Source organism: Bacteroidota bacterium, assembly GCA_018692315.1.
Classification (GTDB): Bacteria; Bacteroidota; Bacteroidia; order Bacteroidales; family JABHKC01; genus JABHKC01.
On sequence record JABHKC010000058.1, the window covers coordinates 1 to 12,373 of the forward strand.

Consider the following 12,373-nt stretch of genomic DNA (forward strand, 5'->3'; position numbering starts at 1 on the left):
GATAGTAACTTATTGGAAAAAAATATACATGAACTCCATTTTTATTTAAAAAATTAATGTTTTTTATCAAAGCTTGCATTTGTCTGTATTACAGAATATTAACATCATTTTGCTTGTTTTTGTGAATTATGCAGGCTAAAGAATCTTTTTGATTTGTTTCAAATTCATTATCTAATTTAATTGAATCAATCAAATTAGATTTTTTATTTTTATTCGATTCATTTCTATTTAATTGATTACATGAACTAATCAATATTAGGAGTATTAATGAAATTGTAATTGTTTTCATATTTCTAAAAATAACTGCCATCACAACTATTAAATATACGAAATGTCGTATATGTCGCCAAATAATTCTAATTTTAACTTAATTTACTGATTATCATATAAAATATTTTATTCGTTCTGTGTAAGCAAACTTATTAAATATTTAAATTATCAATTGGACTAGGTAAATTCTGAACCCCCATTTTTATTATCCATGAATTTTCGCTCGCTTAAATCAAACCAGTTAATTCAGTAATTATTTCATAAATTCATCTTTATTAATTTATTAAAATATGTAAAGATAGAAAAAAAATGAATTTTCTGTGAAAGAATTGTCTGAAATATTTGGTAAAATTTAGAAAATGCTTTGGGTGAGCAATCATTATTGATAAACAGTCAATTGGAAATAATCATTATCAAATATTACTTAATCATCGGAAAACAAACCGGAAATTCCGCCTTTCTACAAAATATCCACATTGTTATAATTTCATATAGAGAAAGACCTACTCAATAAACCGAAGGCTTAGGTTCAGTTCAACGTCCCGATAACTCATCGGGACTAAGCTCAGCTCATAAGTTTCTCACTGTTTTTATATTCTTAGGTGTTGGCAAACGTTTTTGTTCTTTCTTTTTATAAATTTGAAAGTAGTCTGTTTCATATTTAATTGTCAACTAGTCTTTTTTTAATTTAGCTATTATTTTCGAAATGTTTTATACAATGTTTCCATCATCATCATAATTGAAAGTTTTCTTGAACATTTCAGCAACAGTCTTTGTTACATTACAGCTACTTGTCACTTTTTTAGGGATTAGTTGAAATATTACTGTGTCGGGATTATGTAAAACCCAGTTTCCTTTGTCCGTATTTTTAGGATTAAATTCTAATTCGTAAGACTTGTCTTAATTTAACGTCATTTTGGTCAAGTCGCTTTGATTTGAATCTCCTTACTTAATGGAGAGCCTTTCATTTTTCTAGTGATTGTCTCAACTCTTTTTCCTTCATTGTCTATGATTTTATCAATTTCCCAAACTGACTCGTCCTAAAATAGTTTTATGCCAAAAAGTGTAAAAATGAATAAAAAAAGTAAAGTCATTCTATGATTATCATAGTAATTATTATAGGTTACCTAAATTACTAAGATCTGTTCAAATTTGAATCATGTGCCTATGCTGGAGCATACAAATTTTCGCTTGACGGTTTTAATAGTCAATAATAAACATATTAAGGTCTCACTTGGTATCTACACCAAACAAAACTTCGTTAGTTTGCATGAATAGTGCTATTATTCAAGTCATTTTGAACCTTAGTTATTAAATGTTTTATTTGCCTGGGTAATAAGGTGCCTAGATTTCTGAAAAATGAGGTTTGTGCGTTTGAATATAGCTTAGCTGAGAATTTATCAACCCATAAGCAAATATGATTTTGCATGAAATTTTTCTGTTTTTTGGCATATTCTAAAGATTTATCAACTAAACCGTCATGTAAGAGTTCAATCTTACGCCCTTGCAAATAATAAATAAATTCAAGCTCAAGACCAATGTAGTCCGGCACATTATTTGACTTGATATCAAGATTCTCTTCTTGATAAAATCTGACTACATCCTCTGTACTCTCTCCAAAAAGACTTTTTTCTTGTTCCAAATATACTGATCCATAAGGAGAAGCCTGTAAGTCAAAAGGCCCAACAAAAAGTTTTGAAAAATCTCGTTGTAATTCAAGAGCATCCTCATTTTTCAAAGCTTCTTTTAAAGCAAGTACATCTTCGTACACCTGATGTTCAAAATTACTTAAAAAATCAATTTGTTCTTGACTGGGAAAGCAAAAGCATTCCGCAAGAAATGCAAAAGAATTTGATAATAATATGTGATCTTTCATTTTAAGCTATAACTACTTTAACTACTTTAACTCTGGTTGTTCCATAAAATGCTGTTGCACCACTTAGTCTATCATATTCTGCAGGAATAATGGCATTATTATTGCCGCCTCTTGGCTTTTTGCCATATTCCTCAGAAGCAACCTTACCATAGGCCCAGTGACCTTGACCATAACATTTTGAAACGGTACCGGGTCTGGTTCCTTCCCAAACTTTAGCTGTACATTCTAATTCTCCAACCTTCGATATTAATTTAATTTTATCACCATTACTAAGGCCATATTTTTTAGCATCAACCGGATTAAATCTAGCCACATCTTCATTCATTTCATCGCCTGGATCGAGATCTTTTAATTCATGATACCAAGTGCAATTAGCAGAACGCCCTTCTCTGTTAAATCTTGATTTAAAATCTACATGAACTAATGGGAATTCATCTGCATCCCCGTGTAAGAATGGTGCTTCATAATGTGGAACATAAGCTAGTTCTCCTCTGGCTTGATAGTTACATGTGTTTAAGATATCATCAACATTTGTTTCATGTTTTGATGCATGTGCTTCAAGTGCGGCTTTCAAAGTCTCGCTATAGAACTCAAACTTTTTGGTTTTAGTCTTCATATGGCTCCAACGTTTTTTAAACTTATATGGATCTGAATTCCAAACACCTACTTCGCTAAATTCCTTCCAGCCACTAAATTTATCTCCACCATGATATTTCTCAGGATTCCATAAATTTTCAGTGGCATATTTTAAAGCGAATAAAGCAAATTCTTTTTCATTGCTTGCTTGTTTCCCGGTTTCAGGGTCTTTAATTGACTTGTAATAATTCATCAAATTACTAAAGCCCTTTTCTGCCAATTTTTCAGCTATTAACCAAGGGATTTCAGATTCTTCAATTTTTACATCCCAAATCGGTTCAATTACGGGTTGTAATAATGTAACATGACGATACCCATTGGCATGGTTTTTAACATATCCCCATTTCTCGTACATATGATGAGCACATGGAAGCACCACATCTGCAAAATGTGTAAATTCAGAACCATTGGTAGTAAAGTGTACTAAGAAAGGAATTTTAGATAAGGCTCTTTCCCATCTTTCAGACTGTGGACATGAAAATGCGAAATTATTAAAGTAACCAATCGCTACTTTAATTTCATTCGGATCTTCATTGAGGATACCTTCTGCTGCATTGTTTGTTACAACACCTTTTCCAGATTTTCCTTTTTTTAAATTCGGGAATTCTTTACGTCCTCTATGATCTATTTTTTTATGGTGAACTCCCTCTTGTGCAATTTCATCCATAAAATCTTTTGGTGAAGGAAACTTACCGGTGTACTCCTTGTTGGCTTTTAAACAACCACCAACATTATCAACAGAGCCAACTAAGCCGTTTAACGCATGACAGGCCATGCTAGCATAACCACCTCTTGCTTGCATTACTGGGCCACCACCTACCCATGATATAGCATGGGGGGCTGCTTCTGCAAATTGCGTTGCAACACGAATGATTTGTTCTTCCGGAATGCCTGATAATTTAGATGCCCATTTCGGCGTCTTATTTTTTAACTCTATATTCCACCATTTAAGTAATCCGTATGCATGAGTCTCATTAAATGTTGTCCCTTTAAATGTTTTACCTTCAATAGTTACTTCATATTCCTCATTAATTTCCTGACCTGCTTTGAAATTATTAACAGGTGAAAATTCATCAAAATCACCAACAAACTCTTTATTCCATAATCCCTTAGTCAAAATTACATGAGCAAAAGCAGATGCTAAAGCTCCATCTTGTCCCGGAACTACAGGCAACCAGTCGGTCGCTTTCGTAGCCGTAATTGAAAGCCTTGGATCGACTACTGCAACTTGTGCATCATCTAGAGCATCTCCCCAAGATGCCGAATAATAAGACACCTGTCTGTTTGCAGATAAAGGATCAGCACCCCAGATTAATATATACTTCGAATTCATAATATCATACTGTCTGTAATCCCATTCACCCTCCGTATAATAAGGACCAAACTTCTCTGCTTCAGCACAAATGGAACTATGAGATATATTATTAGGCGAGCCAATAATTTTAGTCATACGATCATAGATCAAATCTCTCATGTAAGAGTATCTACCTCGCATTAACATGTATTTATGTGTTTCATTATTTTTACGTAAGTCAAGAATCTTATCAGCAATCGTATTTAATGCTTCATCCCAAGTTATAGGTACAAATTTTGGATCTTCATTCCTGCCTTTTTTAGGATTAGTCCTTTTCATAGGTACTTTTATACGATCCGGATCATACACCTGCTGAAGACTCAAGTGAGACCTCACACATCCTTGTCCAAGGTTAACCTTAGAGTTTGCATTACCTCTAACTTTTATAGCTCTACCATTCACAACATATACTTGTTGAGAACACCATGAGGTACATCCTTGACATGTTGTAGATATCCATTTCCCTTTTGGTGCGGCTGATTTGGTCGAAGATGACTTATCGGATTGAGCAAATGACTTCAATCCAGAAAACATGGATAAACCTACTGTTAATCCAGCTCCTGTGAAGGCTGTCTTTCTTATAAATTCACGACGATTATTTTGATTTTTCATGATTTCTTCAGTTTGAATTAAACAATAGATTTTTTATTAAATTTCATACTTAATAATTGGTATACTATTAAGCAACATGATGTGATGCCTGATGCAACAGCCACCTCTGTTATTGTTACTGAGTATTCACCAGCCGAAAGTCCATTCATTAATGGCACTTCCTGACCAACAATTATTAAATTGTATCTATAAGCGGAAATAGCAAAAATGACTAAAATTGAAGATATAAATAAGCCTGATAATTTAGCTCCAATTTTATTTATAAGAACAAGTAGAGCTATGAATAAACCTCCAAGATTAAGCACAAAAAAGAATAGATGTTTTCCTGTTAATAGATTCCAAGCTTCAATACCGGCAAGTTTTTCACTATACTTTAATACCAAAATGTCAAATACGTCAAGGAATAAGACACCGGCCACTAAGAAGAGTAATGCAAACCTAAAAAATTTCAGTGTAGATTCTTTTACAATACGCTCATTTTTAATGTAATGATTAATTGCAGTAATGGCTACTATAACAGCAACACCAGAAGCCAGTGCCGCATTAGCAAAATGAGGAAGTAATAAAGGACGATTCCAAAACTCTCTTGCTTTCACAAAGCTAAATAAGGCACCATCGGGTACAAGAACAATGCCTAAAGCAAAAGGTAATGAAATAATAGATAACCACTTTAAGCGCTTGATGATTTTTTCGTTTGCCGTTCCCTTTTGAATTTTAATCAATGCCATAAGTTGCATAAGTAAGAGAATACCAAATGCATAATAACTTAATGATGAGTAAAAGAAAACGGAAGTCGTATTTCTTAAAAGCAATGGTACGCCAAGCATTTTTATAGGATTACCAACATCCATCAATAAGAACAGCAAGGCTCCTACTAAAGCCGAAAGTGACACAATAACTGCTTTAAATTCAAAGGGCTTTAAACTTTCAACATTGAAGCTGTGAATGAGAAACCCAATAAAAGTGACACCTATGCTTATGCCCATAAAAAAAGTAAAGGCAGCAATATAAACGCCCCATGGAACTTGTTGGGAGATACCTGTAACAACATGTCCGGTTGAAATTTGATTTATCATACCTATTAAGCCTACTATTAAGCCTATAATAAGAATGCTCATCCATACTATATTTTTTGTATTCTTCATAATATCTGGGTTTTAAGTTCTAGGATATGATGTTGGATTATAGTTTCTTATATAGAATACTTTTGGTTTTGTACCAAGTTCTTCTCTTAGTCTCGTTGGCACGTATTTGGCTAAGAGTTTATGAATTTTATCATTTGGATCATTTAAATCACCATAAATTCTAGCCTTTGCAGGGCACCTATCCACACACATTGGATTTTTATCCTGTTTCACTCTATGATCACATAAAGTACATTTCTCAACTACATTTTTGGGCCTTATGCCGGCATAGGTTTCGGCTCTTTCAGGATTATAATAAGGAATTACATTCCCATTCACTTTTTCTGACAATTCTTTTGGTGAAGATGTAATACCTTTCATCAAGCTATCATCTTTTTTCCATCTACCATGAGGTTCTTTGTCATTAAAGGAAATTACGCCATAAGGGCATGAAACCATACAGTAACGACAACCAACACATTTTGTATGATCGTGCATGGTTATACTATCCTCATCTTTATGCATGGCTTTTGTTGGACAGCTTTTTACGCAAGGAGCCTTTTCGCAATGATTACATAATGTTGGTATATAGTCATACCGCACATTAGGAAATTTACCTACTGTTTTACTAATTTTATTAGCCCAGTAAATCCCATCAGAAACATTATTTTCATTTTTACATACAATGGTGCATGCACCACAACCGGTACATTTTTGCAAATCAATGACCATAGCAAGTTTTCTCTTTTTCTTGGAACTCAGATTCTCAGCTAAAAGACCTGTAACAGGAACTGCAGCAAGGGCTAATGCCCCTGCTCCTGTTTTTTTTAGAAAATCTCGACGACCATGTTTATTTTTCGTTTCCATATGTTTAAGTATTATAAATTAGTAAAATTCAGTGTCTGGAGTTTAGAGTGCCTAAATTACCTAAAGTTTTAATTACAAAAGCTCAAATTGTCACGCTCTCTATCATCTGACATCATAATCTTAAAACTTTAGATTTTTCTCTCCTTAATTGTTAATTGCTATATTTATCTTCAGTGTCAATAAAAAATTTCAATAATAAATTAATATAGGTACTTAAAACTTATATTCGAAATTTATATAAACCAATGGTTTTGAATCAATAGTTGACTCAGCATATGTCCAACCTTGGTAGTTTAAGGCCATTTTCACTCCTTTAATTGGGGCATACTGTCCACCAATAATTATTGCATTGCCATCTTTTGAATTATTCCACGAATCAGTTGCTCCTGTAAGCTTATTAGAAGATAATTGATCAAATCGTCCAAATACTTCAAACTTTTTATTGATGATGTAAGTTGCATAAACTGATATACCGCTAAGTTCATAATCTTCAGCAACACTAGAATATTTCTTTCCATTCTGCAATATATTATACTCAGCTCCAAAGCGAAACTTGTCTTTTACTTCGTAACCAACAAATATGGCAAGGGTAGATATAGTTGAAGTATCTGCTATTATTGAATCATTTCCATATTTATCGTATTTGAAAGAATTCATGTCATAATATACTTTTGCGGTTAGTCCATCTACTAGTTTTGCCACAATGTTTCCACCAAATTTATGCATGCCAAAATCATCCTGAACTGATTTATAGCCTTCACCATTTATAACAAATAGATTTGCTTTTATTTTTTTGTGCAATTTTATTTCAGCATTTAAGCCCAAGTCGGCACTAGATCCAAATTTATGTTGGTCCTGAAATGATTTGTAAATATAGCGGTATCCCCAAAATTTTTCCTGATCTTTGAATTGTTTTAGTCCCATAAGTCCAAAAGTTAATTTTAGCCGAGAAGCTACTTTCCAGTCTAATTGTGCTACTTTAAGATAAGCGGTATATGAACTTCCTACTGAATTGCTGCCCACATCAAATGTGATTTTGGTAGAAAGTTTTTCGCTTAAAGCATATTTTGCTCCAAAATATGAGCGTTTAATTTCAAAAGCACTTGCTTGATTTACATCTTTGGTTAAATCATAGTGATAATTGAAGAAAACTTTCCCAAAAAAACTACCATGAGGATCAAAATCACCTTTGTCTTCTTGTGCAAAAGATAGCACAGAAAAGCATAATAATACGAATAATAGATTTAATTTTTTCATTACACAAATTTTTTAACTTAATATTATAATTTGAGTTTCTTATTGCAAAAGATGTTCCCTGTGCAAAAACAGATAAAATAAATCTTATTTAATTGCGTATTTAACTTCTGGTATTCAGCAATATATGTTCCGTATATAAAAAAAATACTCTTTTGATAGCAAAGGTATTTTATATTGAGATTTCGTGAAAAATTAACGATATTTCGTTACTATTTGTTTTTGGTATAGATGTTGAAATAGACTTATTTTACAAGCTCATACAAATCTAAGTTTGCAAAATATTTATATTTACAAAAAAACAGAAAGAACCGAAAGTGGAATAAGGCTGTTTATACCAATTGTAATATTATATCTTTTAATTTGGAAGTCACCACTTTTTCCGTTTTTCTACATTTAAAATTTGAACCTTATATATTGCTATACATAAAATATTAAATTTGTAAAAAAAAGATAAATTAATATGTAATTTCAAAATTAATTTGGTATTAATTGAGCAAATTATATTTTTTCATTTTTGAACATAAAGTAGAAAATGGTATCCCTAATTTTCTAGCTGTTTTAGATTTATTATAATCGTTTAATTCTAAAGCTGTTGTAATAGCATGTATTTCAAATTCTTGTAATTGCTGATTTAAGTTGTTTGCCGAAGAGCTATTAAAAATTTCTGTTTGTTTATAGTTTCGTATTTCAAATGGTATATCAGAATACTTAATAGTGTCATTTTCAGAAATTAGTATAAGCCGTTCTGTAAGATTTTTTAGTTCACGAACATTACCAAGGAATGGGTAATTGTTAAGAACATTATACACTTCTTTTTTGGTAATAATATTTTTCTCAGGCCTTAATTTATTAACAAAAAAATCGTATGTAAATTTAATATCAGTTTTTCTTTCTCGTAATGGAGGCAAATTTAATGGAAAAATATTTAACCGAAAATATAAATCTTGCCTGAATTTTCCTTGACTAACAAGTTTAGCCAAATCTACTTTTGTAGATGCTATTACACGCACATCAATTTTTATAGTTTCAGTTCCTCCAACCTTTTCTATTTCACCTTCTTCAAGTACTCTAAGAAGTTTTACTTGCAAGTTGTAAGGCATATCGTCAATATCATCAAGATATAGAGTTCCTTTGTTTGCTAATTCAAACCGTCCTATTTTTTCTTCTGCTGCTCCTGTGAATGCTCCTTTTACGTGTCCAAAAAGTTCACTTTCAAATATTTCTCTGGATAATATTGCACAGCTTACTTTAATAAAGGCTTTATTGTTACGATTGCTGTTATAATGAATTATATTTGTAAGAAGTTCTTTACCTGTACCTGTTTCTCCAGTAATAAGAACTGTTGAGTTTGTGTTTACGACTTTTTTAACAAGATTAAAAAGGTATTCTTTTTCTTGGCTATTACCTATAAATGAAGAAAAATCAAATATTTTTGATATTTCTTTTTTTAGTTCTTTATTTTCTTCTTTTAAACTTTTACATTCTTTTATGTGTGATAAAGTTATTAGTAATTTGTCAATTTCAAATGGTTTTATTAGATAATCGTAGGCGCCGAGTTTTATTGCTTCTATGGCAGTATCTATTGTTGCATAAGCTGTAATTATAACAAAAATAATATCATTGTATAAGTTGCGAACTTTGTTCATTAACGCCATACCTCCCATTCCAGGCATTTTTATATCCGATAAAATTACATCTGGTTTTACCTGTTTTATTTGTGCTAATGCTGATTCTGCATTAGCAAATTCATAAACTGTATATCCTTCATCTCTAAGTTCATCTACAAGTCCTACTCTAAAAATTCTTACATCATCTACTACATAAATTGTCATAAGTGTAATTAATTTTAAATAAAATTATTGGTTGAGAGTATTTAATATTATTATTATTGATGTTCCCTTGTTTAGTTCACTTTTTACTTTAATATCTCCTTTATGTGCTTTTATTATATTATAGGAAACTGAAAGTCCAAGTCCTGTACCTTCTCCAACTCCTTTTGTAGTATAAAAAGGCTCAAAAATTCTATTAATATCTTTATCACTAATACCGGTTCCACTATCTTTTATTTCTATTTCAGTTTTATTCAGGATATTTCTTACTGCGATAGAAATATTTGATTCATTATAATTTTTAAGTTTCTTTTTAATTGCATAAATTCCATTTAGCAAAATATTTATAAAAACCTGCTCCAAGTGGTTCTTACTTCCATAAACGTATAAATTTTCTACTTCATATTGTTGTTTTATGGCGATTTGTTCTTTTTCTAATTTAAAGCTTATTACCATCAAAGTATTTTCAATTATTTCTCTGATATTTACTTTATTTAGTTTAAAATCGTAATTTCGACTAAAATTTAATAATGCTTGAATAATATTATTTACTCTCTGAGTCGCATCTTCCATTAGAGGTAGGTATTTTTCTAGTTGTTCTTTGTCATCAGGTCTCTTTTTTATTCTTTTTATTGAATATAAAATACCGGCAATAGGTGTATTTATTTCATGTGCCATTCCTGAAGACAAAGTTCCTATTGATGCCATCTTTTCTTTATGGAGTAATAATAACTGTGTATTTTCCAATTCATTGGAATTTTTCTTTAATCTAAAAATCATTTCATTGAATTTTATTATTAAAGTATCTATTTCATCGGTAAAAGGGAAGATTTGTTCTATTATATTTAGTTTTCTACTAATTCTAAGTTCTTTGTCAGCTGTTTTCTTAATAATTTCAATATCAGTTTTTGAAGCAAATCTCACAATTTCTTTAACAGGGCTAGTTACATAGTAAGATAAAACGAATGCCCCTATTATTCCTAAAATCAGAAAAAAACCGATCATCATAATTAAAGCTTCTATCTTTTGTCTAATGTGATCACGAATTTCACGTTCATACATTCCAACATGCACTTCACCTATATTATTGCCTAACAATGGTATTGCAATGTCATTAATTAGCTGGTTTTTATTATTCTTAATCAATATTTTAGTTAAGTTTTTACCGTTTAGTTTGTTTACAAACAACAGTTCCTTTGGTACAGAATATTGGAAAGTATGAGCTAAGACTTTGTAATCGTTGTCAAGAATAAGGATATAAGCAATGGAACTATCCATTGATTTAATTTCTTCAATCTGTATGTTTAATGTAACAATATCCTCATACATAAACGGGTCTATAACCCTGCTAGCAATCGTTCTTGCTACAAACAGTTCATGTTTCGTGATTTCAAATTTATTTATTTCATAAATTGATTTAGACAGTAAGTTTATGTTTATGGTTCCAAAAATAATAACAACAATAACAATGGCTATTGAAAATTTCCAAAATAGAGGTAACTGAATTTTTTTGATATTTTTTAATACTCTATTCATAACGCAATGAATTGTAAAGCGTGTCTCCTACATGAATAAAACGATCTATCATCAATTTTTTTATCATTTCGGCACCAATCGAATCATTGTGTAGGTTCAAGAGAATATTTCTTAGCTTCGTTTTCAGGTCTTCATTCAAATTGGCAGGAACCACAACTGGTGGAATACCATAATACTTGGATTTTTGTATAACCTTTATGTATTTTACTTTTTCGGGTTTATTTTTTTTAATAAAATCTAATATTAATCCATCAATGGATGCTCCATCAACAAGCTTTTTTTCAACCAATTGGATAGAAATGTCATGTGCATATGTAAAGAGTGTTTTTGAAAAATAGTCATTAATGTTACCTCCTTCACTGTCAATATATCTTTTTACATAATTATATCCAGTGTTGGATTGGGGATCTGTAAATGCAAATGACTTGTCTCGTAGCTCTGAGAAATTGTTAATTCCAGAGTGTATATTAGTGATGATATAGGCTTGGTAGTATGGCTTTCCATTTGAAACAGGTACTGCTAGAATATCCACTTTACTGGTATCCATTAGGATATACGAACCTGAACAGATAAATGCCAGATCAACCTGATTTCGCATAACTAGATTGTTGATCTCTGCATAAGTTTTTTTCTGTTTATAAACAATCTGGACATGGATCTTTTTAGAAATATAATCAAGTAGATCTTTGTAATACACATAAGTTTCTGTAGGAGAAATAATAGCTGCAATGGCAACAGTAACAACAGAATCATTTTGTGTATGCAAATGTAGGCTATCTGTATTGTTTTCATTTTCAAAATTGATAGAAATTGGTGAGCTTGTTTGGTTTTCTCCGGTCATATTACAAGAAAAAACAAAAAACAGAGTCACAAAGTAATTGTAAATATATAATTGCTCCATTATTAATTTTTTTTCCTATCTTTGCCACATGGATAGAATAAATGAAATAAGAATTAAATATTCAACAATTATAAAAGAAGCAAACGAGCGTTTCATTCGGATATGGGCAGC

The 12,373-nt window shown here is 31.2% G+C and carries 9 protein-coding genes; all 9 read right to left on the reverse strand.

Going from position 1 to position 12,373, the window contains the following annotated elements:
* Positions 1 to 88: 88 nt before the first annotated feature.
* The gene (locus tag HN894_05020; GenBank protein MBT7142679.1) at positions 89 to 289 is read right to left on the reverse strand and encodes a hypothetical protein; all 201 of its coding nucleotides are present in this window, start codon (positions 287 to 289) and stop codon (positions 89 to 91) included.
* A 1,242-nt stretch (positions 290 to 1,531) separates the two neighbouring features.
* Entirely contained in the window at positions 1,532 to 2,146 is a 615-nt protein-coding gene (locus HN894_05025) for a molecular chaperone TorD family protein (GenBank protein ID MBT7142680.1), read from the reverse strand.
* Position 2,147: 1 nt separating this feature from the next.
* Positions 2,148 to 4,748 (reverse strand): molybdopterin-dependent oxidoreductase, encoded by a 2,601-nt coding sequence (locus tag HN894_05030; GenBank protein ID MBT7142681.1) that lies wholly within the window; start codon positions 4,746 to 4,748, stop codon positions 2,148 to 2,150.
* A gap of 17 nt (positions 4,749 to 4,765) precedes the next feature.
* Positions 4,766 to 5,893 carry a polysulfide reductase NrfD gene (gene nrfD / locus HN894_05035; protein MBT7142682.1) on the reverse strand — a complete coding sequence of 376 codons (1,128 nt, stop codon included), beginning with the start codon at positions 5,891 to 5,893 and terminating at the stop codon, positions 4,766 to 4,768.
* Between the two features lie 12 nt (positions 5,894 to 5,905).
* Entirely contained in the window at positions 5,906 to 6,604 is a 699-nt protein-coding gene (locus HN894_05040; GenBank protein ID MBT7142683.1) for a 4Fe-4S dicluster domain-containing protein, read from the reverse strand.
* A 348-nt stretch (positions 6,605 to 6,952) separates the two neighbouring features.
* Entirely contained in the window at positions 6,953 to 7,996 is a 1,044-nt protein-coding gene (locus HN894_05045; GenBank protein ID MBT7142684.1) for a hypothetical protein, read from the reverse strand.
* Positions 7,997 to 8,481: 485 nt separating this feature from the next.
* Positions 8,482 to 9,837, reverse strand: a complete 1,356-nt coding sequence (locus tag HN894_05050) for a sigma-54-dependent Fis family transcriptional regulator (protein MBT7142685.1) — start codon at positions 9,835 to 9,837, stop codon at positions 8,482 to 8,484.
* A 15-nt stretch (positions 9,838 to 9,852) separates the two neighbouring features.
* Positions 9,853 to 11,361: a HAMP domain-containing histidine kinase gene (locus HN894_05055; protein MBT7142686.1), complete on the reverse strand. Its 1,509-nt coding sequence runs from the start codon at positions 11,359 to 11,361 to the stop codon at positions 9,853 to 9,855.
* On the reverse strand, positions 11,354 to 12,262 hold the full coding sequence (phnD, locus tag HN894_05060; protein ID MBT7142687.1) for a phosphate/phosphite/phosphonate ABC transporter substrate-binding protein: 909 nt from the start codon (positions 12,260 to 12,262) through the stop codon (positions 11,354 to 11,356). Before phnD ends, HN894_05055 begins: the two co-directional genes overlap by 8 nt.
* Positions 12,263 to 12,373 lie beyond the last annotated feature (111 nt).

Excerpts from the sequence above, each read along its gene's own strand:
- HN894_05055 (MBT7142686.1), bottom strand. The coding sequence starts at position 11,361 with ATGAATAGAGTATTAAAAAATATCAAAAAAATTCAGTTACCTCTATTT.
- HN894_05045 (MBT7142684.1), bottom strand. The coding sequence starts at position 7,996 with ATGAAAAAATTAAATCTATTATTCGTATTATTATGCTTTTCTGTGCTA.
- HN894_05020 (MBT7142679.1), bottom strand. The coding sequence starts at position 289 with ATGAAAACAATTACAATTTCATTAATACTCCTAATATTGATTAGTTCA.
- HN894_05025 (MBT7142680.1), bottom strand. The coding sequence starts at position 2,146 with ATGAAAGATCACATATTATTATCAAATTCTTTTGCATTTCTTGCGGAA.
- nrfD (MBT7142682.1), bottom strand. The coding sequence starts at position 5,893 with ATGAAGAATACAAAAAATATAGTATGGATGAGCATTCTTATTATAGGC.
- HN894_05030 (MBT7142681.1), bottom strand. The coding sequence starts at position 4,748 with ATGAAAAATCAAAATAATCGTCGTGAATTTATAAGAAAGACAGCCTTC.
- phnD (MBT7142687.1), bottom strand. The coding sequence starts at position 12,262 with ATGGAGCAATTATATATTTACAATTACTTTGTGACTCTGTTTTTTGTT.
- HN894_05040 (MBT7142683.1), bottom strand. The coding sequence starts at position 6,604 with ATGGTCATTGATTTGCAAAAATGTACCGGTTGTGGTGCATGCACCATT.